Raw genomic sequence first — 24,883 nt, 5'->3', positions numbered from 1 at the left:
GTAAGCCATTGAGTGCATCCCTTGCGCCGACGCCCGAGGGCGCCGACCAGGTGGGCCCGCTGTACCTGACCTGGGATGACATCGGGATCGCGACGACGACGCTCGCCCAGCAGACCCTGGCCGCCGGTATGCCGCAGGCCGTGGTGGGGATCGTGCGCGGCGGCCTGATCCCCGCCGTGTGGATCGCCCACCGGCTCGGCGTCCACGACGTCCGGACGGTCGAGGTCACCCGCACCACCAGCGACGCCGTCAATGCCGCGAAGACCCCCCTGCCGACCGTCCGGAACCCCACGTCGCTCGGCGACCTCGCGGGCCTGGACGTCCTGCTCGTCGACGACATCGCCGGCAGCGGCACCACCCTGGCCCGCACGGCCCAGATGGTGCGCGACCTTGGGCCCGCTCAGGTGCGTACCGCGGTGCTCGCCGTGAACCGGGCCAACTGGCCCGCGGGGTCCGAGCCCCACGACCGGATCGACCACATCGCCCGACTGACGACCACCTGGGTCGTCTTTCCCTGGGAGGACCAGCATGACCAGCGCTGACCTGGACGAGCAGTACCGTACGCGGCCGGGCACGCCGATGATCGGCCCGTACAGCACCAACCAGATGGACGACTTCTACGCCGCGCTCGCCCGCGGTGAGGCGAAGCCGTCTGGTCTGATGAACCTGATGCAGCACCTCATCGCCGCCGAGGGGTGCGCGGAGGGCGCGAACGTGCTCGACGTGTGCTGCGGGCGCGGGCTGGCCCTCCCGCTGCTGCACCGCTACGCGCCGAAGATCGGCCGTTACGTCGGCCTCGACATCAGCTCGGCCAACCTCGCCGAGGCGCGCTCGCGGCTGGTCGAGCTGCGGAGGGAGTACGGCGTCCTGTTCCCGGTCGAGTTCGTCGAGTGCGACGTGTCCGAGCCGTGGCCGCAGTTGCCGCCGTTCGACGTCGCGATCTACACCTCCGCGCTGGAGCACCTGCCGTACGAGCTTGGGGTGAAGAGCCTGGCCGCCACCGGCGCCGCGCTCGCCCCGGGCGGGGTGCTGTACCTGTCGACCCCGCAGGCGTTCGGTCCGCCGCCGCGTCCGCTGCAGTACCGCGTCCACGTCTACGAGTGGTCGTGCGAGGAGGTGGTGAGCGCGGTCGAGGACGCCGGCCTGGTCGTGGAGGAGGTGATGGGGCTGCTGCCGCCGGAGCCGGACGAGGTGGCCGCCGAGCTCGCCGAGCGGTACGGGACCGGTGCGGTCGACTGGTACCGCGACCTGGCCGCCCGGGTGCCGAAGGCGCTGCTGGACACGGTGTCGTCCGTGATGGTGCCCGACCGGGCGACCGAGCTGCTCTTCGTGTGCCGGAGGCCGGCATGACCGCCCTGACGGTTCCCGGGCCCCGGCAGGCGGCCGGGGAGGAGCGGGGCCGGCCGGTGTGGGTGAGCGTGGAGGGCATCAACGGGGTCGGGAAGACCACCGCCGCCCGTGCGACGGCCGCCGCCCTGGGTGCGCGGTGCCTGTTGCTGGACGAGCTGACCGACCAGGCCGCCGACACGCTGTCCGGCCGGGTGGTCACGGCCCTCTCTGCGGCGGAGGACGTCTGTCTGCGGACCGGGCACCCGGTCGTGGAGACGCTGGCGCTGCTGGCGCTGAAGTTCCGGGAGGTCGAGCGCCTCAGGCCCGAGCTGCTGGACGGCGTCGACGTGATCGTCGAGGACCGGGGCGTGGACAGCGTGGCCGTGTGCCAGGGAGCGATCCTGCACACGGAGCACCCGGCCACGCCCGCCCGGGCGGTGGCCGACCAGATTCTGGCCACTGCGCGCCGCTGGCGCCCGATGCCGGACGCCACGATCCTGCTGACCGGCGACCGGGAGACGTGCCTGGCCCGGTTCGCCGCCCGGATCGGCCGTACCGTCCCGTCCGACGCCCGGGAGATCATCGAGCAGACCGAGCGCCTCTACCGGGAGCTGGCCGCCGCCGAGCCCGAGCGGTACACGGTGATCGACGTGACCGGCTACGCCCCGGAGGAGACCGGAAAGGCTGTCGAGGACGCCGTCCGCGCGATCGTAGAGCGCCGGGAGGTCGATCGTGCCTCGTGACATCACCCTGCTGTGGGCGTTGCGCTCCCCCTGCTCGTTCGCCTGCCCGCACTGCTACTTCGGGGAGCTGGAGGAGCACAAGAAGGCCCTTCCCGAGGGACTCGGCGTGCTGTCCCACATCCCCGTCCGCGACCTCGACCGCACCGTGCTGGAGGCGTTCGCGCGGACGCTGGCCGACTCGCCGGTCGAGCGGGTCGTCCTCGCTGGCGGCGAGCCGCTGGACTGGCTGCCCACCCTCAGCCTGATCAAGACGATCAAGGACGCCGGGTGTGAGGTCGTCGTGGCGACCAACGGCGTGCCGCTGACCCGGCCCGGCATCGCCCGACGGCTCGTCGACCTCGGCGTCGACGGGGTCTCGGTCTCCCTGGACAGCGCGGATGCAGCCACGAACGACCGGCTGCGGCCCTCGCGGTCCGGGCGGGTCGGACACCGCGAGGTCCTGGCCGGCATCCGTACCCTGCTCGACGAGCGGGGCCCCGGTGCGGGGCCCCGGGTCGGCATCTACACCGTGGTCATGCGCGAGCGCCCTCAGGAGATCACCGACGTCGCCCGTCTCGCGACGGACGTCGGCGTCGACTACTACGTGCCGCAGCCCATCTCCCTCCCGGCCGACCACAAGCTCTTCGACGAACGCTGCCACACCGCCGAGGATGTCCCCGCCGTCGAGGACCAGCTGCGTCGCCTCCAGAAGGACCCGCGCGGGCTCACCCTCCCCGGCCCCTCCTACACGCGGCAGTTCCTCGCCTCGATCGCCACCCAGGACAGCGGTCGGGTCGAAGACTGCTTCGGCGGGGCGCAGTTGTTCTTCATCCAGCCCGACGGCTCGCTGTGGGACTGCCCCTCCGACCGCCGGATCGCCGCCACCGCCGCCTCCGAACAGCGCAGCATCGTCGGCGCCGACGCGAGGACCCTTTTCACCAACCGCCCGGCGTGCACGGACTGCTCGCACTTCTCCAGGGACTGCGTGAACATGGGCCCGCTCGTGCTCGGCATGCCGCGCCTCCTCGCCCGGGAGGCAACGTGACCGCCCTGCCACCGGTCTCTACGGCGGAAGGTCTCGGCGAGGGCATGCTGGCCGCGCTGGCCGGCATGCCCGACCCCGCCGGAGCGTCGTTCGCCGACCGGTTCGAGCAGGACCTCACCGAGAGGTTCACCAGCCGGCACGCGGTCGCGGTGTCCTCCGGCACGACGGCGCTGCACGCCGCGTTGTCCGCCGTCGGCGTCGGGCCTGGCGACGAAGTCCTGGTACCGGCCCTGACCGTCGTCATGACCGCCGCGCCGATCGCCCAGCTCGGCGCCACCCCGGTCTTCGTCGACAGTGACCCCGACACCCTCGACCTGGACTACAGCGACGCCGCCGTGAAGATGACGGCCCGGACGAAGGCGATCGTCCCGGTCCACCTGTGGGGCAGGATGGGCGACCCGGCCGGCCTCCGCTCGTTCGCCGCGCAGCACGGGCTGGCCGTAGTCGAGGACGCCGCCCAGGCCGCCGGTTCGTCGCGCGGCGGCGTTCCGGCAGGCGCGGTCGGCGAAGCCGGGTGTTTCAGCATGAAGGACGGCAAGATCCTCTGGAGCGGGGAAGGCGGGTACGTCCTGACCGACGGCTCGGCTCTCGCCACCCACGTCCGGGCCTTCCGCGGCCACTGGCTGACGCCCCCTCCCGGTGGCCGCCCTCAAGAACGGCTCGCGGTCAACGGACGTCTGGCCGAGCCGCTCGCGGCGCTCGCGCAGGCCAACCTGCGCAGGTTCCCGGACCTGCTGGAGCACCGCCGTAACCAAACCGGGTACCTGCTCCAGGCACTGGTCAGTGCCCGGGGTCTCACGCCACTGTCGCCGGCGAAGGACGAGGTGTGGAACCGCTACGCCCCGCTCTTGCGCATCAGCCTGCCGGATCCACGGGCCTTCGCCGAGCACCTCGCCCGGCAGGGAGTACTGAGCTCCACCGGCACCTTCCGGCTCGTGCCCTGCGACACCCGGCCCATGTTCGCCACCCGCGACCGGACTCCGTGCCGCGGGACCGCCCAGATCCTCGACCGCACGCTCGCCCTCGTTCTCACAGAGCGCGACGACGAAACGGTCCTCGACCACTACGCCACCGTCATCACCCGGGAGGCCGCCGCATGGCGCCCATGACCGGCGACCCCACCCGATCAGCCGGCGGTGTCCCCGCCGACGGCCCGCCGTCCTCGTCTGCGAACGGAAACCGCATGCCCACCACACGCTCGCTGTGCAGCCGTGGCCCGCTGATCTCCGCTGAGGGCCTCAACGGCGTCGGCAAGACCTACCTCACCAACCGCGCCGTCGAAGCCATCGAGACGAAGCCGCTGATGCTGGACGAGTTCTCCCAGCGGGCGAACGGACGCCCGGGCCTGGGTGAAGCGCTCCTCCAGTCCCTGCGCGAGGCCAGCGCCGGGGACCCGTTCCTGCGCGGTGGCACCCCGATGGCCGAGGCTCTGCTCCTCATGGCCATCAAGCGGCACGATCTCGACACCGTCCTGCGCGACCTGGTCCACGGGCAGACGGTGGTCGAGGGCCGCAGCGTGGACACCACCGCCGTGTGCCAGGCGCTGCTGCTGCACCCCGACGACCCGGACGCCGCGCTGAAGACGGCGGTCGACCTGCTGGGCCTCGCGGCCTCCTACCGGCCGCTGCCCGACCTCACGATCCTCGTCACCGACGACGCCTCGAAGGCTCTGGAGCGTGCGCAGTGGCGTGACAGGTGCGTCTTCACCGACGAGCAGGCGGAGTTCATGCGCAAGGCGTGCGCACTCTTCGAACTTCTCGCCGCCACCGATCCGGTCCGCTACCGGGTCGTGGACCGGCGCCACGTCGACGAGTACGAGGCTGCCGACCTGATCCGGGAGTGGATCGAGGGCGCCGGTGGTGATCTCGCCTGTCTGGTGGAGCCGTGGCAGGGGCCGGGCGCGGGCTGCATGTGCTGCGGGCAGCCCACGAAGGCCGAGGCGGCGTGAGCACGGCTGCCCGTCTGCCGCTCTGCCCGGCCGACCGGTCCGCAGGGAACCGGTGTTCCCTGACGGTCCCCGAGGGGGTGAAGGCTCTGCTCCTCGACTTCGACGGCGTCCTCGCGGACACCGTCGGACGGCACGAGGCCGCTCTGCGCGCGGCCCTGCAGCCGTACGGTGTCGCCCTGGACTCCGGCTGGTACAGCGGGCACGTCGGCCTGTCCATCCATGACCTCCTGGCGGCGCTGCCCGGTGGCCGGTCGCTGCCCCACGACGAGATCGTCCAACGCAGCCGCGGTCATCTGCTGGCCTCGGTGCACACGATCACGCCGATCCCATGCGTCGTGGAGCTGCTGGGGCAGGCCCGGCGTGCCGGGGTGCCGTGCGCCGTGGCGTCGGGCGCCAGCCGGCTGCTCGTCGATCCGGGGCTCGACGCCTTGGGCCTCAAGAAGGCGTTCGGGTCCGTGGTCCGGCGTGAGGACGTCGTCCACGGCAAGCCGGATCCGGAGCTGTTCCTCACCGCCGCCCGCCGCTTGGGCGTCGCGCCGGACCGCTGCCTCGCCGTCGACGACGCTCCCGACGGCATCGCCTCCGCCCGCGCCGCCGGCATGCAGGTGATCACGGTGGTCGGCGGCCACCTGACGCCCGTCGGCGAACAGTCGGCACAGCCCGTCGCATCGCGCCAGCACACCGAGCCCATCCGATGACGGCACGATGCCGTCCGACCCCGGGAGCATGATGCCCGTCCTGCACTCGACCAAGAACCTGCACGTCATCGAGGAGCCGACCGCGACGCGTGAAGGCGTCGGCGTCTTCGAGTACACCGACCACTACACCGTCTTCCACTACGGACGGATGCCGGATCCGATCCCCGGCAAGGGCGAGGCGACCTGCCGGATGGCCGCCTTCAACTTCGCGCTGCTGGAGGAGGCCGGAGTGCGGACGCACTTCCGCCGGTTCATCGCACCGAACCGGATCGAGTTCACCCTCGCGCGCCTTCCGGAGCAGGTCCGCCAACCCCTCACGCCTGCTGGCGGCGGCTACCTGCTGCCCCTGCAGGTGCTCTTCCGCAACGAGCTCCCGCCGGGCAGCTCCGTCCACCGGCGCCTCGCCGCCGGCGATCTCGCCCCGGCCGACGTCGGACTCGACGCTGTCCCCGCCGTCGGCGCGAAGCTGGAGCGACCGCTCATCGAGTACGCCACGACCCGGGACGACGTGAACCGCTTCATCGCCCCCGGCGAGGCCCAGCGCCTCTCGGGTCTGGACGACGAGCAGTTCGCGGCCCTGCGGGAGATCACCTGGAAGGTCAACGCGGTGCTGACCGACCACGCCGCCAAGGTCGGGCTGAGCCACTGCGACGGCAAGGCCGAGTACCTGGTGACCAGCGACCAGGAGCTGGTACTCGCCGACAGCCCCGGCACGCCGGACGAGAGCCGCCTGATGTTCGCCGGTGTCCACTGCGGCAAGCAGATCCTGCGCGACTGGTACGTCAACACGGGCAACGAGGTGCCGGTCGGCAAGTTGATCGCCGCCGGTGTGCCCAGGGACCGGTGGCCGCAGCCCGTGCCGCTGCCGTCCGAGTACGTGGCGGTGATGACGGACCTGTACCAGTCCCTGAGCGAGACCTGGACGGGAGAGCGGCCCTGGAGCGCACCGGATCTGGAGACCGCGACCCGGGCCGTCACCGACCTCGTCGGCCGATGACCGCGCACCACGCCGGCCGGAGCCCCAGCCGTCCCCTCACTGCAGCCGCAGGCCGGGGCAGGGCGGGACGTACGCGAAAGGAGAACTCATGGGCGGCTTGACTCAGGACCCCGCCTTCCGGGCCACGACATTCGTCGTCATCGACTTCGAGACGACGACCCCCACCGGCTACCCGGCCCAGCCCATCGAGGTCGCCGCACTCGCCCTGCGGTTCGAGGACGGCGCGTGGACGGAGACCGGGCGCTACACGTCCCTGATCCGGCCGCCCGAGTTCGCCCCGGTGACCCCGGCAGACACCGCTCAGACCGGGCTGGCCGCCGAGCAGCTCCAGCAGGCTCCCACCCCGGCCGAAGCACTGGGGGCGCTGGACCAGCGGCTCACGGCCGGCACCCCGTATCTGCTGGTGGCCCAGCACGCGGCCACCGAGGCGAACGTCCTCCACAACCAGGCCGAACACAGCCCGACACTGGCCAGGACGGACCTCCTCGACACGATCCCGCTGGCCAAGCAGCTCATCCCGAACCTGCCGAACTACAAACTCGACACGCTGCTGACCCACTTCGGCATCCCGCAACCCACGGACCGGCACCGGGCCCCGGCCGACGTCGACGTCACCGCGAAGGTCTTCCTGCGCCTCATCAGCGCCGCGGACGAAGACCCGCGGATCGCCAACCTCGCGGCACTGGTGAAGACCGCCGGCCGCACCGCCAAGGCCAACCTCCCCGTGCAGGCCGGTCTCTTCGACGTCTAACCCCTCGGCACACGACCGCCGTACGACCGATCCGAGAAAGGACGTGCTCAATCCGATGATGAAGGAAGAGCAGGAACTCACCGAAGTTCCCTTCTGGTTCGACCCGTTGTGCCCCTGGGCGTGGGTGACCTCGCGATGGCTCCTGGAGGTCGAGACGGTCCGGCCCGTACGCGCGGACTGGCGGATCATGTCGCTGGCCTACCTCAACCTCGAACAGCGCGAGGGGAAGGGACTCAGCGACGACTACCGCGCGCTGATGGAGAAGGCATGGGGCTCGGTCCGGGTCTGCGCGGCTGCCGCCGAGCACGCCGGCCAGGACGTCCTCGGCCCGCTGTACACCGCCATCGGCACCCGCCTGCACAACCAGCGGCGCCGCGAGGACCCCACCGTGATCACGGAGGCGCTCGCCGAAACGCACCTGCCCGCCTCGCTCGCCTCCGCCGCGACGAGCACGGAATTCGACCGCCTGATCAAGGACTCGCACCACGAGGCATTCGACGAGGTCGGCCTCGATGTCGGGACCCCCGTTCTCCGGATCGCCGGCACAGCCCTGTTCGGCCCGGTGCTCCGGCAGGCCCCCCGCGGCGAGGCCGCCGGCCAGCTCTGGGACGGCCTGCTCCACGTCGCGGCGACGGACGGGTTCTACGAGCTCAAACGGAGCCGGGACAGCAAGCCCTCCTTCGAGTGACCGAATCCGCACCCCGGCAGGAACGACACCCCGACCGCCCCCGAGCACGAAGGATGAAGCCCATGGTTCGGCAGCAAGGCGAGCAGGGCCGCCAGCGTGCCGACCAGCGCGTCCCGGGCACGAGAGCCCGGGATCAACGGCGCCTCGGGACAGCCTCTCTAGGCCGGTGCGGCGACCGCTCGCCTGATGCGGTGTCCGACAAGGCGCTCGGCCGCCTCCAGCGGGTACCAGCCGGCGCCCGTCACCTCGGACTCCTGGATGCGTCCGACATCACCGCGGACCGTGGTGAAGGCGTATCCGATGTCCAGGTGGTAGTGCTCCGGCTCGTCCTTCTCGGGCCGGGGCGGCACCTTGCCGTACTCGACGTAGACAGGCGTCGGCGAGACCACGCAGACCTGCCGGGGGTCCATGCCGGTCTCCTCCGTCAGCTCGCGCACCGCCGCCTCGACCAGCGAGGTGTCGGTCGGCTCAAGGTGACCGCCGGGCTGAAGGGTAAGGCCGTATGCGAGGTGCTCGATGAGCAGGATCTCGGCGCCGTCGCGGACGAGCAGGGCTCCGACGGTCACGTGCATGGGGAAGCTGCGCCGAGAGGCGAAGTTCCGGCCTTCCGCGAGGAGCTGCAGGGGCTTGGACAGCTGCTCGGCCTCGTCCGGGTGGCGCTCCAGGTAAGCACCGAGAGCGTCCGAGATGTCGGAATCAGTGATGGCCACGAAGCGGCTCCAGCGAGGTGTTCGTGCGGGGAGGTTCGCACTCTACAAGTCCGGCGGGGGCCGTTGTTCCACAACGCGCCCGGTCTCGCGCTAAAGGGTGTCGCCCTCGGCGATTCGGCCAACCTCCTTACTTGTCACCGCCGTTGGAAGACCCGGGTCGATGCATCCGCCACGCTCCGACACGCGCCGAATCTCGGGGATCCCGCTGAGACCGAAAGACACCAGTTCGATATCCCGGCGCGGTCGTTGAGCTACCCGACCGCCCCACGCGACCGTCCAGGAGGAACCGCCGTTGACCTCGACTCCCGTGAACGATCAGCACAAGACCACACCGCCTCCTCCGCCGCCGGCGGAGATCAGCTACACCGGGCAGTACTCCATCAACCCGCTCGCCGAGGTGTCCTTCCGGCGGATGTGCGCGCAGATCCCCGCCGTCCTGGGCCGGATCGCGCGGCTGTCCTGGCGGATCGACCGGGGGGCCGTGCAACTGCTTCTCGGCTGCCAGCTGGTCACTGGCGTCTCGGCCGCCGTGCTGCTGACGGCCACCGCCCGCGCCATGGAACCCGTGCTCGGAGCCGGTTCCGCCGGAGACCGCCTGCGGGGTGCCCTGCCGGCGCTGCTCGTGGTGACGGTCGCCGCCGCCGTGGCTCGGACAGCGAGAGCGGTGGCCTCGTACGCGGGGCGGCGGATCACGCCGCGGTTGACGACGGAGATGGATTCGGCGCTGGTCGAGGCGGTATGCCGAGTGGAGGCGGCTGCGTACGCGGAGGACGGTTTCTCCGACCGGCGTGAGGCGGCCGAGATGGGGGTGATGCGCACCCACGTGATGGTGGCCGACGCGCAGCAGTTCGTGTCGGCGGTGATCCGCATGGTCACCGCCGGAGGCGTGCTGTCGGTGCTGAACCCGCTGATGCTGCCGCTGCTGCTGCTCGCCGTGCTGCCGGCCGGTGTCGGGGCCGCGCTGAGCGCGCGGGTGGACTACGAGATCCACTACGGCAACATCGCGGATCGCAACGTACGCGGGATGATGCGCTGGTGGGCCACCGAGTCCAAGTACAGCGACGAGGTCCGCGCGAACTCCATGGTCGACTATCTCGTCTACTGGTACCGGGCTCTGTCGGACCGGTGCGATCGGCGCACCCTGGCCGCCGCGCCACGAACCCTGCGGATCGCTCTGTTGTCCGCGCTCGCCGGCGGCATCTGCCTGGCGGCGACGTGGGGTGCACTGGCGTGGCTGGCGGTCTCCGGCTGGATCGACCTCGCGGTCGCCGCGACGGCCGTGATCGCAGTGCAGACCATGCTCGCCGCCTTGACCCAGGTCGTCACCGGCGGCGCCGCGGTATTCCACACCAGCCTGTACCTCGGCGACATGCAGAGCTTCCTTGACGAGGCCGCCGACCGCGCGCCCCGGCGGGGTCCTTGCCGTCTGGCCACGCCGGTGGACGAGATCCGTCTGGAAGAGGTGGTCTACCAGTACCCGGGCAAGGACAAGCCCGCCGTCGACGGCGTCTCGCTGACCCTGCGGCGCGGTCAGATTCTCGCGATTGTCGGGGCGAACGGTTCCGGGAAGAGCACCCTGACCCGGCTGCTGACCGGCATCTACCTGGCGGACAAGGGCACGGTCTCGTGGAACGGCATTGACCTCGCCGACGCCGACCCGGCCTCGGTCTGGCGCCTGACTGGCCTGGTGCCGCAGATCTTCGGGCAGTGGCCGCTGCGCCTGCGTGAGAACGTGACCCTCGGCCAGCCGCGTACCCACGACGACGCCCCGGTGTGGGAGGCCATTGACGCGGTCGGCCTGCGCGACGCCGTCGAAGACCTCCCCGCCGGTCTCGACACCCTCCTCGCCCGGGACCTGTGGGGCGGCACGGAGCTCTCCGGGGGCCAGTGGCAGCGCATCGCGTGTTCCAGGGCCCTGTACCGCCGGCCCGAACTGCTCATCCTCGACGAGCCCACCTCCCAGATGGACCCCCGGGGCGAACACCAGATCTTCGAACAGATCAAGGCCATCGCCGCCGACCGCATCACCATCGTGGTCACCCACCGCCTGGAGAACACCAAGATCGCCGACCACATCATCGTGATGGAGCACGGTCGGATCACCGAACAGGGCCGGTACGACGACCTCACCCACGGCGGCGGAACCTTCGCCGAACTCCTTGAACTCTCCCAGGACCGCTGACCGACCCCACCACCCCCTGCCGCGCTCTGCCAGGCGGACAGACCACAGCAAGGAGCACCCATGCGCCCGTCCCCCGCCACCTGTGACTTGCGCTCCCCGTACGTGTCGCACCCGAGCGCGAGGTGCACGGCGTGAGACAGACGAAATCCCTGCCCATCGCCGTGCAGCGCTGGGCCGAGCAGCTCACTGGGCCGGTCGTGACCGTGCGCGACGCCTCGCACGACTGGCACCGCTCCCGGGTATGGGAGCTCACCGGCGAGAGCGGGGCACGCTGGTACGTGAAAGTCGCGCCCTCGGGGAAATTCTTCGCCCGTGAGACCCGGGCCTACCGAGGAGTTGTTCCCGCGCTCGGGCACGGCCGGGCGCCCCGTCTCCTCGCCAGCCGCGCGGACGACTTGGCGCTGCTGCTCACGGTGGCGCCCGGTGGCCCGGCACCTGGGCTGGGCCTGACCGCCGCCGAGTGGCGGGCCGTGCACGCGCAGGCCGGCATGCTGTGCGCCCGGCTGCACGACGCCGGTGCGCTCGACCCCCGCGACCGGACGGAAGCCGAAGCGTCGCTGGTGGCGGCGGCCGATGGCGCGGAGAAGTACCTGGGCCGCGCTGGGGACCGGCTCACCCCGGGCGAGCAGCAGCTGGTCCGCGACTACGCGGCTCAGGTCCGCCGCGTCGGGCCGGTGCCGCTCGGCTACATCCACGGCGACAACCAGCCGAGGAACTGGCTGTGGTCCGAGGCGGGGCTCGCGCTCGTCGACTTCGAGCGCATTGTCTCCGCTTAGTGGTCATGTCTCATTGCCGAAGCAGGTGAGGCCCTGACCTGCGTTTGTGCTTTGCAGTCTCTGATGTCCCCCACGTACCGTCCCGGCTATGCAGATGATCTTCTATAGCTCGAAGGGCTGGAGGTCGTGGGGGCTCAGCGGCCGGCCCGTGATATCCGAGCTCATGCCGGTCCTCGTCGATGACGACCTTCTCTTCGAGGATGAGCGCGGCGTACGCGACACGGTGGCGATCAACACCTGGCTGCGGTGGCTGCCGCTGGACGGTGTCCCGGCCCCCAACTCATGGGAGTTCTACGGTCGCACGCTGCGGGAGTGGTGCGAGTTCCTTGCGACCTTGGGAATCGGCGTCTTCGACGAGCGTGCCCGGCTGAAAGACGCGCTGAGTCTGTACGCGACCGACAGGTCGTGCGGGCCGCTGAGGCGTCGGCTCGCGGCCACCACGTGGAACCAGCAGATGAGCATCCTGTCGCGCTTCTACACGTGGGCGGACAAGGAGAGTTACGCACCCGCGGTGCCGTTCACCTACAAGGAAGCCGTCTCCATGTACGGGGACCAGGTGCGGACCCAACGAGTCAACCAGGCCCGCCGACGCACTCCGAAGCACCATGTCACGATCCGTTACTTCGAGGCCGACTTCGCGGAGATGTTCGTTCTGGGCCTGGCAGGGCTGCGCCCGGACGGATCACCCGACACGGCGTACCGCGGACGCACGCTCACGCGCAACGCCGCCGTGGGTGACTTCGTGCTCTCCTCGGGGCTGCGGTCGCAAGAGTTCACCTACCTGTTGGACGTGGAGGTCCCCCCTCTTCCTCCGAAGCCGACCGCGCTGCCGATCTCCTTCTCCGTCCCCGAGGGCGTCACGAAGGGGCGCAAGTTCCGCACGACGTGGACGTCCTACAAGAGCCTGGCTCGCGTGCACCGGTACAGGACGACGGTCCGGCCCCTGGCCACGGTCGGCTCGCGCTGGAATCCGCCGGCCCGGTGGGGGGAGCCGCTGGTGGTGAGCGAGGCTGACGCCCGGGGCGGGCGGGTGAATGGCACCCGGGTGAAGTGGGCGGCGCTAACGCCGTCCGAGCGGCGACGCCTGGTGGCCCCCGATGGCGGCTCGATGCTGCTGGGGGTGCAAGCGGACGGGGCCCCCTTCACCGCTTGGGCCACGGTCTTCGAGCGGACCTCGACCCGGATCCGGGAGCGTTTCGAGCCCCGTTTCCCTCACACCGCCCCGCACCGGCTCCGTCACACTTTTGCGATCAGGACGTTGGAGTGGCTGGTCAGCGGCCATTTCATGGAGGCGGCCCGCATGGTCCACGCTACCGACACGGATGCGGCGCTGGCTCTGTACCTGGGCAAGGCGGACCCGATGATGGTTCTGCGTGACCTCCTTGGACACACCAGTGTCGTCACTACAGAATCGTACCTACGCCGTCTCGACATGACCCGGATCTACCGCGAGGCGTATGAACGCGCCGGGCGTGAGTTCGATTTGTTCGCCGAGGACGAGGCGGATGAGGAGTTCGAGGACGAGGCGGTGCTCGTCTGATGGCCGCTCAACTACTGGACGAGCCGGCGCGGCTGGTCTGCTGGTTCACCAAGGGCACGACCGCGACGGTGGAGCTGCCCGAGGAGGAGAACCCTCAGCTGGTGCGCGACATGGCCAGGGGATTGATCGGACTGATACATCCACACGGCCAGGTGGACGCGGAGACCACTGTCCGTGAGTTCGTGCGGGCAACTCGCCTGTTCGCCGCGGCGATGGCCAAGCGCGGGCATGCCGGTGGCGCTGCGGAACTCACTCGTCCTGCCCTCGTTGAGCAGCTGTGGGTGACCGGCCCCGTTCACGAGTCGATGATCCGTCGGATGCTCGCGGCGTTTGACCAGGACACCCCGGCGCTGCGTCCCGAGGTCCGCGAACTGGTGGGCGGTCGGGCATACAACCAGAGCCGCCGCCGGCGGGACTCCAAGCCACTGCTGCCGTACGACGAGACGGTCTGGAGCAGGCTGCAGGAGACATGCCGGACAGAGATCCAGGAAGCATGGTCGCAGTTCCGGCAGGCTCGTGCCGCGGCCGAGACGGGGCGGGATCCCTATCAGCACGGCTGGTCATACGAGAATCTGTGCTGGTGGATGGTCCGCCATGGGCCGGAAACCGCGGTCAGTCTGGGGCAGAGGGCCGGTTGGACGCCGACAATGGCCTACTACCGAATGGGCCGCGGCGCTGCCGCACAGCATGCCTGCACTGCGCTGTTCCCCTCCCCGTCGGTGGTGATCGCCTACCAGCTGCTGTTCGGCGCGTACACCGGCATCGTCCCCGACGGCATCGCCGATCTGGGCGTCGAGGACCTGGAGTGGGCCGGAGACGCAACGATGCTGGTGAACTACCTCAAAGGCCGTACGTCCAAGGAGAGCGTGACCCTGTCCCCGCGGGCCGTTCGACTGGTGGAACGGTGGCTTGAGCATTCCGCCGTCTCGCGCCGCTTCGCCACGGAGACCGAAGGCTCGGAGCTGTGGCTGCGCCACGAATACACCCAGCTCGGCGTCTGGAGGACGGGAGCGTCGCTCCACGATTCCATCCAGGCATGGGTGAGACGGGCGGGCTTGAAGGGCACTGACGGCAAGCCTCTTCGGATCCATCGGCACAGCATCCGGACCTCGTTCGAGTCTCACCGGGACCGCAAACGGTGGTTCGGCAGCGGGCGCGGGCGGATCGACCCGAACCACAGCCCACGGGTCGAAGGCGACCACTACCTGACGGCCGCGACCCCCGCGCAGAAGGACGCGCTGGAGGCGATCGTAGAGGAGGCCCAGGGTGATCTTCTACGTAAAGCACTCCCGCCGACGGTGCTCAGTGACGACGACCTGGCGGATCTGGCCGGCAACCTGCCTGATCTCGTCTCCCGGCTCGGCCTGGACGACGCGGCCATCGCCGAACTGGTCGGCGGGCAGCGTGACGTATTCGTCGCGGCGTGTGCGGACCCGCTCGCGGGACTGCACGGCCCGAAGGACAAGCCGTGCCCGGCCCGCCCATGGGTGTGCCTGCTGTGCCCTCTCTCGCTGTTCGCGCCGCGGCACGCCGCCAACTTGCTGCGGATGAAGGCGTTCTTCGCACGGCAGTGGCAGCAGATGCCGGCCGCACAGTTCATGGCCGTGTTCGGTCCGTATGTGCACCGGATCGAGCAGGTCCTCGCCTCCTACGACCCGGCCGAGCTTGCGCATCTGGCCACGGTGATCACCGACACCGATGACGAGATCCCCCTGCACCCCGAGGAGCGCACCGCATGATGCCCCCGTTGAACCCCAGGCCGAGGCACGATGTCTCGCCCTTCGCCGGCGCCGAGCTGTGTCCTCTGTTCGGCTTCGCCCTGCCGCTGGGTGTGACGAGCCCCTACTTCGACGAGGACCGGTGGCCCTTCGACGCTGTGACCGGGCTGCCGGCCTATCTGCGGCCCAACCAGCGCGCCCTCGACTTCACGCCGATCGCCAACAGGGAGTGGAGGCTGACCGCGAAGGAGTACATCGCGGCGCTGATGGCGCCGCGCCACGACGCTGTCCGTGACCTCGCCTATGCCGAGCGCACCGTGCAGACGCTGACGACCTGCCACGGCAAACTGTCCGAGCTCATACGGTGGTTCAAGTGGCTCACCGAGCAGGGCATCACCCATTTGGACCAGATCACCAACTACCACTGCACGGCGTACGCGGACTTCCGGGCCGAGAAGCTCGGCGACGACGGCGAAGTGATCGCCGACTCCCCGTCGACCAGAGCCGTCGCGATGGGCGCGGTCATCGGGCTCGCGCAGTACCGGGAGTTGTTCACCGGACAGCGGTTCCGAGATGACCTGCGCCCCTTCAACGGCGCGAGTGCCGCTGCGGGCTCGGGCCGGACGGCCGAACTCGCCGGCGCGAACAAGGTTCAGCCGCTGGAGTCCGACGTTCAGCAGCCCCTGCTCGCCGCGGTGCTGTACGTGATCCAAACGCTGGCCCCGCACATCCTGCGAGAAGCCGAGGCGAAACGAGCACGTCAGGCCGCGGACCTCAGTATCACCGCCACCACCCACCCCGGACACAGGGTGTTCTTGCGCAATCTGGAGCGACGGATTGAAGGCGGAGAACCTCTGGAACTGATGACACAGGACTCGGTGAACGCGGCGCGTGTTCGTCGATTGCGTGAGGAGCACGACCCACTGGCCGCTGTTTCCCTCAGCGCACTCGCTCGGGAGTGCGGGACCAAGCAGTTTCGGGGTGCCTGGCTTCCGGAACTCCGCCCTCACCTGGAGCGGGCCCTTGCCCTCGTCGGGGCTTGCGCTCCATACGGCCGCCACGCAGCCGAGGTGGAGCGCGCCGACGGGCAGGGCCACGCCGCCTGGACGCAGCCACTCTTCTCCCTTGATCTGAAGTTCCTGGTCGGATACCTGGCAACGGCCTGCGGCCTGGCGCTGGCCGCACTCGTCGGGATGCGGCACTGCGAGTTGGGCGAACTGGTCGTCGGTTGCCGCCAGCCGCCCCAGGAAATCGCTCCTGACCTCTTCCGTTACCGGCTCGCGGGCAAGCTCATCAAGGGCCAGCCGCTCGGCGGCGTCCGGGACGAGTGGGTGGTGACCCGGGAGGTCTACGAAGCGATCGAGGTGGCCGAGCAGCTCCTCGGCCCAGACGCGGCGCCCGGCACCTCACTGTTCCATCCGGTCTTCTGCGACACGACTTACCAGAACTTCAGAGCGTGGGTGAACGGGCCGGCCGGGCAGCGGCTGGGACTGGCCCCCATTCCGGAGGGGGCGGTGACGCCACGGGCACTCCGGCGCACCCTCGCCGTGGAGATCGCATACCGTCCTGGCGGTCTCCTCGCTGCAAAACTGCAGCTCAAGCACCTGTCTGTGGCCACTACGGAAGGGTACGCAGCCCGTCCGGGCGGTGCTCAGGCGAAGTTCCTCGCCGAGATCAACGAGCTTGAGGAAGAACGCAACATCGGCATTCTGACAGACGTCTACCGCGACTATCAGAGTGGGATCATGCCGTCCGGTCCCGGCGCCCGGGATCTGATCAGTCTCTTCACCAGCGTGGACGGACGGCTCCACGAGCTCTCCGAGCTGGCACCCCAGCTCGTTGACAGCGACCTGGAGGTCGTCTCCATGCTCTCGGCCCGGGCTCGCACCCTCCACTTGGGCACGGCGAACTACTGCTGGTTCATCGATCCGGCCAAGGCGCTGTGCCTGCGGCTGGCTGGTACTCCGGATGCCGACCGGCCTCTTGCTGGTATGTGTGACTCCTCCCGCTGTTCCCAGGCCACGCATCATCCGTGCCATCGCCCGGTATGGGAGGAATCGCGGGAGACCGCCAAGGTGTTCATCGGCAGTCTCAGCCGTCGGCAGAAGACCGAGCGGGCCCGGCTGGAAGTCAGCGTGGCCCGTGCCGAGCGGGTTCTCGCCGAGATCGACCAAGTCGACGCCGCAGGTGTGGCCAGGAAGGACGAGATCTGATGGGGCGGATCAGCGGCAGCGCCCGCGCGCGCAACGAGGAAGCCATCCGAGCGGCCATGGACCGGCTTCTGCGCGGGGAGATCCCGCCGGGCGGTAAGTGCGACCTCAAGACCCTGGCCTTGGAGTCTGGCGTCACCCGGACTGGTTTCTACCCGAAGAAGAACCGGGACGGTACTACCCGGCCGGGTCCCTACCAGCATCTTGGCGAGGAGTTTGGGCGGCGCCTTGTGGCTCTGCAGCAGGCCGGTGAGATCGTCGACCCGCGGGCCGCGCAGATCGAACGGCTCAAGTCTCAGGTTGCCGACCTCAAGGAGAGGCTCGCTAGACGGGACGCGGACCTCGACAAACTCACGACCTTCAGAGCCCTCGCGATCTCCCGGCTCGCCGCTCAGCATGCGGAGATCGAACGCCTGCGGGAACAGGCAACCGCCATCGGCAACATCCGCCGCCTTCCGACCTCCCGTAGCAGCACGGCGCCGTTCGGGTCGTAGGACCGGGGCTGCCGAGGGTCCCGGACGGCCAGCAGCCTGAAGAGGCGCGGACGCGTCGGCATTCGTGGGTCATGGACGATCGGCGCGTTCCCAGTCGCGGGGCGCCGGCCGTGGTGGGGTCCCGGTGGTGGTTCGGGAGCGGTGGACGGTGTAGGGGCGGAACAGGTAGCCGACGGGCGCGGTGAAGGCGTGGACGAGCCGGGTGAACGGCCAGATGGCGAAGACGAGCATGCCGATGAGTGCGTGAAGTTGGAAGGACAGCGGCGCGGCGGCCATGGCGTCGATATCGGGCTGCAGGGTGAAGACGGAGCGGAACCATACCGAGACGGTTTCGCGGTAGTCGTGCACGTCCCCGGTCACTCCCGCACCGAGCAGGGTGCTGGCGAGCCCGGCGACGATGGCAGCGACGGGCTGGCCACCGAAGCGGCTGGCGATGGCCGGCCGGGCGGGCGTCAGCTTGGTGCGGCGAGGTCCAGTGTCCACAGTCGGCCGCCCGTCGCCGAGGTGATCCCGACACCGGCGTCGGTGTACTGGCAGTTCAGCATGTTCTCCTGGTGGATCGCGCCGTCCATCCAGTCGTTCAGTACCTGAGCGGGCGACTTGGTGTTCCGGTCGAGGTTCTCGCCCCACAGGCTCCACTGGTATCCGGCCGCGGTGATCCGGTCGTCCGCGTGGCGGCCCTGCTGGTCGACATGGTCGAAGTAGTGGTTGGCGGCCATGTCCTGGGAGTGTTGCTGGGCCGCGCTGTGCAGCTTGGGGTCGATGTGCAGCGCCTGACAGCGGTTCTTCGCCCGGGCGGTGTTGATCAGGTCGATCAGCTGCCGTTCCAGGCTGGGCGCGCTGGCGGTGGAGCTCGGGGTGCTGGATGGCGTCGGGCTGACCCTCGGGCTGGCGCTGGCGCTGGCGCTGACGCTCGGGGTCGGGGTCGGGGACGGGCTGGCGGTGGTGACCGGTACCGGAGGCGGTGTGACGATGGCCGTGGCGGTCCCGGGCGAGGGTTCGGCGACCGGCACGGTGGCATGGGGCGACTGCTCCGGGAGCACTCGGGCGACGGCCAGGGCGACGGCCGCGATGGCGAGCGCGCCGGCCAGCCGGGCGCCGTGTCGCAGTCGCCGACTCGCGCCGCGCCGAGCGGCCGCTGGGTGCGAGCCGCCCGACTGCCCCGCGCCGTCGGAGAGCGACCCGCCGGCGGAGGGCTGCTGAAGCGCCTGCGGCGCGGGTGAGTTGAGTGGCCCTGCGGTCGGCGTCGCCAGGTGCGCCGAGGAGTGGGCCGCCGTGGCGTGGCTGCCGGTGGAGCTCGCGAAGGCGTGCGCGGTGGGCGTCGCGAACCCGCTGGCGAGCGAGAAGTGGCCGAAGCCGTGCGTGGGGATCACCAGGATGAGGCCCGACAGCAGCCCCTCGGCCGGCACCAGGTCCCGGCCGAAACCCGAGCACTCGCCGCAGGAGCGGATGTGCCGGGCGATCCGCTTACGCCACAGAGTGCTCGGCCGGCCGTCCCAGTCGGCGACGACCTCGTCCAGCATCGGGCAGCGCGGCGTCGCGGCCAGCGCCCGGACCACCGTACGGCTGATCTCCAGCTGCTCCTTCATCCGCTGCACCCGCACGGCCGCGTGCTGCGGGGACAGCTCCATCGCGGTCGCCAGCTCGGCCCGGGTGAGCTGCCCGGCCGCCTCCTGCCACCACAGGGAGAGCAGGTCGCGGTCGTTCTCGTCCATCCAGCGGGTCGCCTCAGCGGTCTCCCGGCGCTGACCGGACAGGCCCAGCCGCAGCACCGTCAGGCCGACGAAGTCCCCGGACGGGTCGGCGACTTGGGCCACGTCGTCCGGGGCGGAGACGCTTGCGGCCCGCCGGGTGGACCAGCAGCGCCGCACCTCGTTCATCGCGACCGCGACCAGCCAGGACCGGAACGAGGCCAGGTCCCGTACTCCCTCGAGCCCGTTCACCACGCGAATCATGGTCTCCTGCACCACGTCGTCCACGTCCGGATGCCCGTTCATCGCCCGGCCGACGATGTTGTAGACCAGCGGCAGACACCCGGCTATCAGCCCATGCCGAGCCTGCTCGTCCCCGGCGCGCGCAGCCGCGACCACCTCGGCGTCCATACCGCTTGTGACCTGCATCCACTGTCCTCACTCGTCTCGATCACACGGCCCCCCGTCTGTCGGAGACCTGTCGCGACAAGGCGGATAACAGGAAAACCGGATCGAATTTCTTTCGGACTTTTCCGTTATCGCGGCCCGGTCCGCCAGGTCTCCCAAGGCGTCGGCACGAACACCGACGCGCACCCTCAGGAGGCAGACCAACATGAACGACAACCCCACGACCCGGATCCCGCTCTTGCGGCAGGACGGGGACGGACCGTGGCAGCGCCCGGCCGAGGCGGACGCGCCCGCCCCGGCACCGGACGGCGGGGCGCACCGCCGGCTTACCCGTCGCCATGGCGCCGCCCCCGCACGGAGCCGGACCATCGCGATCTCGGCGGCCGCCGCACTGGTCGTGGCCGGTATCGCCGGATACACGCTGTCCGGAGCGAACTCCGCAGGCCGCGACGCGACTCGGGTCACGGCGGCCGGTGACGTGCCGGCGCCGAGCGCCCCCGCCCTCGCCCCTCCGTCGGCCACCGTGTCGGCCTCCGCGTCCGCCTCACCGTCCCCGTCCGCCTCGGTCTCCGCCTCGCCGCGCAGCTCGGCATCCGCCAGCGCGTCCCCCTCCGCGCACAAGACCGCGTCCCAGACCCCGGCCACGCGGCCGGCCAAGACGAAGGCCGCCTCCCCGGCTGACGGGCCGGTCGGACCGGACCCGAAGATCCCCGGGGCCCGAACCACCTCCCAGAGCACCAGTGACGCCGAAGCCATGTCGCTGCAACTCCTCAACGCCGAACGAGCCACCGTCGGACTGCCCCCGCTGACGCTGCGCGCCGACCTGTCGGGCTTCGCCCGCAAGTGGGCCCAGCACATGAGCACCACGGGCTTCGGACACTCCAGCGACTCCGACACGCACTACCTGGTGACCGGCTCGCGCACCTGGATCGGCGAGAACATCGTCTGGTGGAGCAATGAGTCCATGACCGCCCAGGAAGCGGCCGAGAAGTTCCAGGCCATGTGGCGCCACAGCTCCGGCCACTACAAGGCCCAGACCAGCTCCTCGTTCACCGAAGTAGGCGTGGGCATCTACCACGACGGGACCGGCTGGTGGGGCGTGCACAACTTCTCCGACGCTCACTGACCCGGCACCGACAGGCCCGTAGCTCGGCGGTGACGGTACCTGCTCCGCACGCTGGCTGACGCACGGTCGGTCTGTGTCCGCCGCTCCCGGGCGCGGCGGACACAGACCTCTGATGGTCTTCCAGAGCACGGCCCCGCGCTCATCGCCCTCGTGTAAGACACCTGCCTGCGACGCCAATGGGGAATGAATACTTCCTCTCGGATCCGGACATGTCACGGGTTGCTGATTCCGGTTCGGGTCTGTCAGACGTGAACCATGATCCGCCCGGCCGCCGGAGTCCTTGGGGTAGAGCGAGTCGAAGCCCAGCCGCCGGCGTTGAAGTTGTGGATCACGTTGCGGACCTGGTCGTCACCGGTGAATGACACCTCGGCGATCTTTGCCACCGGCATGCTCTGCGCGGACAGCAGCACCATCTGGGCCCGCCGCCAGGTCACCACCGACCCGGTGCCCCGGCGGATGATCCGCAGCAGCCGCCGCCCCTCGTCGTCGATCCTCCAACCGCCCGCGTGATCAAACGCAGGGTGTCCAGCTGAGCCCTTAACCGTCCCGAGCACAACAACCGGCCAGACCCGCACCACCGGTCATCACCATGACCGCACCCACGAAGGCACACCACAAAACCGCCTAAAACGGCGGTATTGCGGCTAGCCCCATTCCGCGTGAACTCCCAGGCAGTGCGATGAGGCTCGGATGCGCGCCTCCCTACCTGACGCAGCACGGCATGTGAATAACCATTAGGGTCTACCCCCTGTCATCGGATCGAAAATCTTGCGTTTGCCTCAGCTCTTCCGTAGTAAGTGAACGATGAGTAGTCTCAGCTCCAAGATGGAGTCGAAGGCTGGAGCTGCCGTGACAACACGCGTGACCGTTGCTGGTGTCGGGATGATCCCGTTCAGGACGCCCAGGAACAGTGAGTCCTACGACGTGATGGGCGCCGAGGCTGCGCGTGCTGCGCTCGCCGATGCGGGGATCGACTATGGCCTGGTTCAGCAGGCGTACGTCGGCTATGTGTATGGCGACTCGACATGTGGCCAGGCCGCGCTGTACGGCGTGGGGCAGACCGGCATCCCGATCGTCAACGTGAACAACAACTGCTCGACGGGATCCTCGGCGCTGTTCCTGGCGCGGCAGGCGATCGAGAGCGGCATGCTGGACTGCGTGCTCGCCCTCGGCTTCGAGCAGATGCAGCGCGGCGCGCTGGCGACGCACTTCCAGGACCGCCCCAGCCCGTTCGCCCGCTTCGACGAGGTGGCCCTCGCTGTCGATGGTGACTCGGACGCCCCGTTCGCAGCCCGGTACTTCGGCGGTGCGGGCTCGGCCTACGCCAAGGAGTACGGCCTGGCCGAGGACACCTTCGCCAGGATCGCGGTGAAGGCGCGCAGGCACGCGGCGAACAATCCCTACGCGGTGTTCCGTGACCCGGTAACGGTCGAGGAGGTGCTCGCCTCGCCCCGGATCTACGGCCCGCTGACCCGTCTGCAGTGCTGCCCGCCCACCTGCGGGGCGGCTGCAGCCGTGCTGTGCTCGGAGGAGTTCGCCCGCAAGCACGGCCTTCGCACCGACGTGGCGATCAGGGCTCAGGCAATGACCACGGACTACCCGTCGACGTTCGCCGACATGGACATGCGCAAGGTCGTCGGGTTCGACATGTCCAAGGCCGCGGCGCAGGCCGTCTACGAGAGGGCCGGGGTCGGGCCGGAGGACGTGAAGGTCGTCGAGCTGCATGACTGCTTCACCACTAACGAGCTGCTCACCTATGAGGCGCTCGGGCTGACGCCGGAGGGCAGCGCGGAGAAGTTCATCCGCGACGGCGACAACACCTACGGCGGCCGGGTGGTCACCAACCCCTCGGGCGGCCTGCTGTCGAAGGGCCATCCGCTGGGCGCGACCGGGCTGGCCCAGTGCGCCGAGCTGGTCTGGCAGCTGCGCGGCCAGGCCGAGGCGCGGCAGGTGGAGGGCGTGAAGGTGGCGCTGCAGCACAACATCGGGCTTGGCGGTGCCGCAGTGGTGACGCTGTACGAGAAGATGGGCTGAGCGATGCCGATCGACGCCGAGGCGGCCCTGAAACTGCCGCTGGATCCGATCACCGTCCAGCTGGAGCGCGGCAGGCTGCGCTTCTTCGCCAAGGCCATCGGCCAGACCGATCCCGTGTACACGGACCTGGACGCCGCCAGGCAGGCGGGCCACCCCGATCTGCCGGTGCCCCCGACGTTCTTCTTCAGCCTGGAGCTGGAGGTGCCCGACCCGTTCGGTTACCTGGCCGCGCTGGACGTGGACCTGCGCCGGGTGCTGCACGGCGAGCAGTCGTTCACTTACCACCAGCTGACCCATGCGGGCGACACGCTCACGCTCCAGCCGCGCATCGTGGACGTGTCCAGCAAGAAGGGCGGCGCGCTGGAGTTCCTCGTCAAGCAGACCGACGTCAGCCGCGGCGGCGAGCTGATCGCCCAGGCGCAGAGCGTCATCGTGGTGCGCAATCCGGAGGTGTCGCGGTGACCGTCCCGCAGCAGGTCGAGGCCGGCACCGAGCTGCCTGCGCTGCGGGCTGCACCGATCTCGCGGACCACGCTGGCACTGTTCGCGGGCGCGTCCGGCGACCACAACCCCATCCACATCGACCTCGACGTGGCCAAATCCGCCGGCATGGACGACGTGTTCGCGCACGGAATGCTCTCCATGGCCTATCTGGGCCGGCTGCTCACCGACTGGGTGCCACAGGAGCGAATCCGCTCGTACCGGGTGCGCTTCGCCGCCCTCACCCCGGTGCACGGCCGTCCGACCTGCACCGCAAGCGTGGTGTCCGTCAAGGACGGCCTCGCCACGCTCGCCCTGACCGTCACCCTCGACGACGGCACCCTCACCCTCGTCGGCGACGCCGTCGTCGCCCTGCACTGACCGAATCACACTGGGCTGGAAGGAACTCGACTCACATGGGAAAGCTCGACGGCAAGGTTGCCATCGTCTCCGGTTCGGGCCGCGGTATCGGCCGCGAGATCGCACTCAAGCTGGCCTCGGACGGCGCGGCCGTGGTGGTCAACGACCTGGACGCGGAGCCCGCGAAGGAGACGGTGGCCGCGATCGAGGCCGGCGGAGGCAGGGCATTGGCCTGTGTGGGCAGCGTGACCAAGAAGGGGTTCGCGGAGCGCTTCGTGCAGACGGCCGCCGAGACCTTCGGCGGACTCGACATCATCGTCAACAACGCCGGCTACACCTGGGACAGCGTCATCCAGAAGATGACCGACGAACAGTGGGACGCCATCCTCGGCGTCCACCTCAAGGCTCCGTTCCGGATCCTGCGGGCCGCCCAGCCGCTCATCTCCGCGGCGGCGAAGCGGGCCCGCGAGGCGGGTGAACCGGTGCCCTGCCGCAAGGTCGTCAACATCTCCTCGATCGCCGGGCTCGGCGGCAACGCGGGACAGGCCAACTACGCCGCCGCCAAGGCGGGCGTCACCGGCCTGACCAGGACGCTGGCCAAGGAGTGGGGCCGGTACAACGTCACGGTCAACACGGTCGCGTTCGGGCTGATCAGGACCCGGCTGACGGACGCCCCCGCCGGTGACGGGACGATCGACGTGCAGGGTCAGGAGATCAAGGTCGGCGTCAGCCCCGACCTGCTGGACGCGATGGAGCGCTCGATCCCGCTCGGCCGCGCAGGCACCCCCACGGACGCGGCCGGATCGGTGTACCTGTTCTGCATCCCGGAGTCGGACTACGTCAGCGGGCAGACCCTGGTCTGCGGCGGCGGATTCGTGATCTGACCGCCATGGTCCGCGCCGATCTCGGCAACGGCGTCGCCACCCTCACGCTCGACCGCCCCGACCGGCCCAGCGCATTCCCCAGCTGCGTCCGTA

24 protein-coding genes and 1 pseudogene are annotated in these 24,883 nt (G+C 70.0%); 21 read left to right on the top strand and 4 right to left on the bottom strand.

The annotated features are described in order from the left end of the window. Nucleotides 1–8 precede the first annotated feature (8 nt). The 10 genes from ACWFR1_RS14385 to ACWFR1_RS14340 all read left to right on the top strand — a co-directional run bounded on the left by ACWFR1_RS14385 (nucleotide 9) and on the right by ACWFR1_RS14340 (nucleotide 8,178). The gene (locus tag ACWFR1_RS14385) at nucleotides 9–542 is read left to right on the top strand and encodes a phosphoribosyltransferase (protein ID WP_453550511.1); all 534 of its coding nucleotides are present in this window, start codon (nucleotides 9–11) and stop codon (nucleotides 540–542) included. After that, nucleotides 529–1,350 (top strand): class I SAM-dependent methyltransferase, encoded by an 822-nt coding sequence (locus tag ACWFR1_RS14380; RefSeq protein WP_453550509.1) that lies wholly within the window; start codon nucleotides 529–531, stop codon nucleotides 1,348–1,350. Before ACWFR1_RS14385 ends, ACWFR1_RS14380 begins: the two co-directional genes overlap by 14 nt. Further along, nucleotides 1,347–2,072, top strand: coding sequence for a thymidylate kinase (locus tag ACWFR1_RS14375; protein WP_453550506.1), 726 nt, complete (start codon nucleotides 1,347–1,349; stop codon nucleotides 2,070–2,072). The genes ACWFR1_RS14380 and ACWFR1_RS14375 overlap by 4 nt, the downstream gene beginning before the upstream one ends. Beyond that, nucleotides 2,062–3,096, top strand: coding sequence for a radical SAM protein (locus ACWFR1_RS14370; protein WP_453550503.1), 1,035 nt, complete (start codon nucleotides 2,062–2,064; stop codon nucleotides 3,094–3,096). The genes ACWFR1_RS14375 and ACWFR1_RS14370 overlap by 11 nt, the downstream gene beginning before the upstream one ends. After that, on the top strand, nucleotides 3,093–4,205 hold the full coding sequence (locus ACWFR1_RS14365; protein ID WP_453550501.1) for a DegT/DnrJ/EryC1/StrS family aminotransferase: 1,113 nt from the start codon (nucleotides 3,093–3,095) through the stop codon (nucleotides 4,203–4,205). Before ACWFR1_RS14370 ends, ACWFR1_RS14365 begins: the two co-directional genes overlap by 4 nt. A gap of 74 nt (nucleotides 4,206–4,279) precedes the next feature. Next, complete coding sequence (locus tag ACWFR1_RS14360; protein ID WP_453550498.1) at nucleotides 4,280–5,044, top strand: dTMP kinase; 765 nt, start codon at nucleotides 4,280–4,282, stop codon at nucleotides 5,042–5,044. Continuing rightward, entirely contained in the window at nucleotides 5,041–5,742 is a 702-nt protein-coding gene (locus ACWFR1_RS14355) for an HAD family hydrolase (protein ID WP_453550496.1), read from the top strand. The genes ACWFR1_RS14360 and ACWFR1_RS14355 overlap by 4 nt, the downstream gene beginning before the upstream one ends. A gap of 7 nt (nucleotides 5,743–5,749) precedes the next feature. Next, nucleotides 5,750–6,739, top strand: coding sequence for a phosphoribosylaminoimidazolesuccinocarboxamide synthase (locus tag ACWFR1_RS14350; protein ID WP_453550494.1), 990 nt, complete (start codon nucleotides 5,750–5,752; stop codon nucleotides 6,737–6,739). 88 nt (nucleotides 6,740–6,827) lie between these two features. Beyond that, nucleotides 6,828–7,490 (top strand): 3'-5' exonuclease, encoded by a 663-nt coding sequence (locus tag ACWFR1_RS14345; RefSeq protein WP_453550491.1) that lies wholly within the window; start codon nucleotides 6,828–6,830, stop codon nucleotides 7,488–7,490. Between the two features lie 58 nt (nucleotides 7,491–7,548). Beyond that, entirely contained in the window at nucleotides 7,549–8,178 is a 630-nt protein-coding gene (locus ACWFR1_RS14340; protein ID WP_453550628.1) for a mycothiol-dependent nitroreductase Rv2466c family protein, read from the top strand. A gap of 158 nt (nucleotides 8,179–8,336) precedes the next feature. On the opposite strand, the gene ACWFR1_RS14335 is transcribed toward ACWFR1_RS14340, so the two are convergent. Beyond that, nucleotides 8,337–8,888 (bottom strand): NUDIX hydrolase, encoded by a 552-nt coding sequence (locus tag ACWFR1_RS14335; protein ID WP_453550489.1) that lies wholly within the window; start codon nucleotides 8,886–8,888, stop codon nucleotides 8,337–8,339. 412 nt (nucleotides 8,889–9,300) lie between these two features. On the opposite strand from ACWFR1_RS14335, the gene ACWFR1_RS14330 reads away from it, so the two are divergent. The 6 genes from ACWFR1_RS14330 to ACWFR1_RS14305 all read left to right on the top strand — a co-directional run bounded on the left by ACWFR1_RS14330 (nucleotide 9,301) and on the right by ACWFR1_RS14305 (nucleotide 17,808). Next, nucleotides 9,301–11,070 (top strand): ATP-binding cassette domain-containing protein, encoded by a 1,770-nt coding sequence (locus ACWFR1_RS14330; RefSeq protein ID WP_453550625.1) that lies wholly within the window; start codon nucleotides 9,301–9,303, stop codon nucleotides 11,068–11,070. Between the two features lie 131 nt (nucleotides 11,071–11,201). Continuing rightward, nucleotides 11,202–11,846: a phosphotransferase gene (locus ACWFR1_RS14325; RefSeq protein WP_453550486.1), complete on the top strand. Its 645-nt coding sequence runs from the start codon at nucleotides 11,202–11,204 to the stop codon at nucleotides 11,844–11,846. An 88-nt stretch (nucleotides 11,847–11,934) separates the two neighbouring features. Next, entirely contained in the window at nucleotides 11,935–13,386 is a 1,452-nt protein-coding gene (locus tag ACWFR1_RS14320; protein ID WP_453550483.1) for a site-specific integrase, read from the top strand. Then, nucleotides 13,386–15,125 carry a hypothetical protein gene (locus ACWFR1_RS14315; protein WP_453550480.1) on the top strand — a complete coding sequence of 580 codons (1,740 nt, stop codon included), beginning with the start codon at nucleotides 13,386–13,388 and terminating at the stop codon, nucleotides 15,123–15,125. Before ACWFR1_RS14320 ends, ACWFR1_RS14315 begins: the two co-directional genes overlap by 1 nt. Continuing rightward, nucleotides 15,122–17,317, top strand: coding sequence for a site-specific integrase (locus ACWFR1_RS14310; protein WP_453550478.1), 2,196 nt, complete (start codon nucleotides 15,122–15,124; stop codon nucleotides 17,315–17,317). Before ACWFR1_RS14315 ends, ACWFR1_RS14310 begins: the two co-directional genes overlap by 4 nt. Next, nucleotides 17,317–17,808: a hypothetical protein gene (locus tag ACWFR1_RS14305; RefSeq protein WP_453550476.1), complete on the top strand. Its 492-nt coding sequence runs from the start codon at nucleotides 17,317–17,319 to the stop codon at nucleotides 17,806–17,808. The genes ACWFR1_RS14310 and ACWFR1_RS14305 overlap by 1 nt, the downstream gene beginning before the upstream one ends. 69 nt (nucleotides 17,809–17,877) lie before the next feature. Here the strand turns inward: ACWFR1_RS14305 and ACWFR1_RS14300 are convergent, their stop codons facing one another. Together ACWFR1_RS14300 and ACWFR1_RS14295 are read right to left on the bottom strand one after the other, a co-directional pair. After that, entirely contained in the window at nucleotides 17,878–18,291 is a 414-nt protein-coding gene (locus ACWFR1_RS14300; RefSeq protein ID WP_453550474.1) for a respiratory nitrate reductase subunit gamma, read from the bottom strand. After that, nucleotides 18,261–19,928 (bottom strand): sigma-70 family RNA polymerase sigma factor, encoded by a 1,668-nt coding sequence (locus tag ACWFR1_RS14295; protein ID WP_453550471.1) that lies wholly within the window; start codon nucleotides 19,926–19,928, stop codon nucleotides 18,261–18,263. Before ACWFR1_RS14295 ends, ACWFR1_RS14300 begins: the two co-directional genes overlap by 31 nt. A gap of 184 nt (nucleotides 19,929–20,112) precedes the next feature. Here ACWFR1_RS14295 and ACWFR1_RS14290 point away from each other — a divergent pair, with 184 nt between their 5' ends. Further along, a complete protein-coding gene (locus ACWFR1_RS14290; RefSeq protein ID WP_453550468.1) occupies nucleotides 20,113–21,033 on the top strand; it encodes a CAP domain-containing protein in 921 nt (306 codons plus the stop codon). Nucleotides 21,034–21,297: 264 nt separating this feature from the next. Here the strand turns inward: ACWFR1_RS14290 and ACWFR1_RS14285 are convergent. Further along, nucleotides 21,298–21,524, bottom strand: a pseudogene (locus tag ACWFR1_RS14285) (helix-turn-helix domain-containing protein); the annotation flags it as partial. A gap of 358 nt (nucleotides 21,525–21,882) precedes the next feature. Between ACWFR1_RS14285 and ACWFR1_RS14280 the strand changes: the two are divergent. The 4 genes from ACWFR1_RS14280 to ACWFR1_RS14265 are packed head-to-tail and all read left to right on the top strand — an operon-like array spanning nucleotide 21,883 to nucleotide 24,790. After that, a complete protein-coding gene (locus ACWFR1_RS14280; protein ID WP_453550466.1) occupies nucleotides 21,883–23,067 on the top strand; it encodes a lipid-transfer protein in 1,185 nt (394 codons plus the stop codon). Nucleotides 23,068–23,070: 3 nt separating this feature from the next. Continuing rightward, the gene (locus tag ACWFR1_RS14275) at nucleotides 23,071–23,529 is read left to right on the top strand and encodes a MaoC family dehydratase N-terminal domain-containing protein (RefSeq protein WP_453550463.1); all 459 of its coding nucleotides are present in this window, start codon (nucleotides 23,071–23,073) and stop codon (nucleotides 23,527–23,529) included. Continuing rightward, nucleotides 23,526–23,927 carry a MaoC/PaaZ C-terminal domain-containing protein gene (locus ACWFR1_RS14270; RefSeq protein WP_453550460.1) on the top strand — a complete coding sequence of 134 codons (402 nt, stop codon included), beginning with the start codon at nucleotides 23,526–23,528 and terminating at the stop codon, nucleotides 23,925–23,927. Before ACWFR1_RS14275 ends, ACWFR1_RS14270 begins: the two co-directional genes overlap by 4 nt. 35 nt (nucleotides 23,928–23,962) lie before the next feature. Further along, on the top strand, nucleotides 23,963–24,790 hold the full coding sequence (locus ACWFR1_RS14265) for an SDR family NAD(P)-dependent oxidoreductase (RefSeq protein ID WP_453550458.1): 828 nt from the start codon (nucleotides 23,963–23,965) through the stop codon (nucleotides 24,788–24,790). Nucleotides 24,791–24,883: the final 93 nt, after the last annotated feature.

This window comes from Streptomyces sp. NPDC055103 (genome assembly GCF_053607625.1).
This window is presented reverse-complemented; position numbering and strand designations above follow the sequence as displayed.

What these genes read in the sequence shown, in the direction of transcription:
- ACWFR1_RS14380 (WP_453550509.1), top strand. Translation starts at nt 529, where the DNA reads ATGACCAGCGCTGACCTGGACGAGCAGTACCGTACGCGGCCGGGCACG.
- ACWFR1_RS14375 (WP_453550506.1), top strand. Translation starts at nt 1,347, where the DNA reads ATGACCGCCCTGACGGTTCCCGGGCCCCGGCAGGCGGCCGGGGAGGAG.
- ACWFR1_RS14360 (WP_453550498.1), top strand. Translation starts at nt 4,280, where the DNA reads ATGCCCACCACACGCTCGCTGTGCAGCCGTGGCCCGCTGATCTCCGCT.
- ACWFR1_RS14350 (WP_453550494.1), top strand. Translation starts at nt 5,750, where the DNA reads ATGCCGTCCGACCCCGGGAGCATGATGCCCGTCCTGCACTCGACCAAG.
- ACWFR1_RS14345 (WP_453550491.1), top strand. Translation starts at nt 6,828, where the DNA reads ATGGGCGGCTTGACTCAGGACCCCGCCTTCCGGGCCACGACATTCGTC.
- ACWFR1_RS14340 (WP_453550628.1), top strand. Translation starts at nt 7,549, where the DNA reads ATGAAGGAAGAGCAGGAACTCACCGAAGTTCCCTTCTGGTTCGACCCG.
- ACWFR1_RS14330 (WP_453550625.1), top strand. Translation starts at nt 9,301, where the DNA reads ATGTGCGCGCAGATCCCCGCCGTCCTGGGCCGGATCGCGCGGCTGTCC.
- ACWFR1_RS14320 (WP_453550483.1), top strand. Translation starts at nt 11,935, where the DNA reads ATGCAGATGATCTTCTATAGCTCGAAGGGCTGGAGGTCGTGGGGGCTC.
- ACWFR1_RS14315 (WP_453550480.1), top strand. Translation starts at nt 13,386, where the DNA reads ATGGCCGCTCAACTACTGGACGAGCCGGCGCGGCTGGTCTGCTGGTTC.
- ACWFR1_RS14310 (WP_453550478.1), top strand. Translation starts at nt 15,122, where the DNA reads ATGATGCCCCCGTTGAACCCCAGGCCGAGGCACGATGTCTCGCCCTTC.
- ACWFR1_RS14305 (WP_453550476.1), top strand. Translation starts at nt 17,317, where the DNA reads ATGGGGCGGATCAGCGGCAGCGCCCGCGCGCGCAACGAGGAAGCCATC.
- ACWFR1_RS14295 (WP_453550471.1), bottom strand. Translation starts at nt 19,928, where the DNA reads ATGCAGGTCACAAGCGGTATGGACGCCGAGGTGGTCGCGGCTGCGCGC.
- ACWFR1_RS14290 (WP_453550468.1), top strand. Translation starts at nt 20,113, where the DNA reads ATGAACGACAACCCCACGACCCGGATCCCGCTCTTGCGGCAGGACGGG.
- ACWFR1_RS14275 (WP_453550463.1), top strand. Translation starts at nt 23,071, where the DNA reads ATGCCGATCGACGCCGAGGCGGCCCTGAAACTGCCGCTGGATCCGATC.
- ACWFR1_RS14265 (WP_453550458.1), top strand. Translation starts at nt 23,963, where the DNA reads ATGGGAAAGCTCGACGGCAAGGTTGCCATCGTCTCCGGTTCGGGCCGC.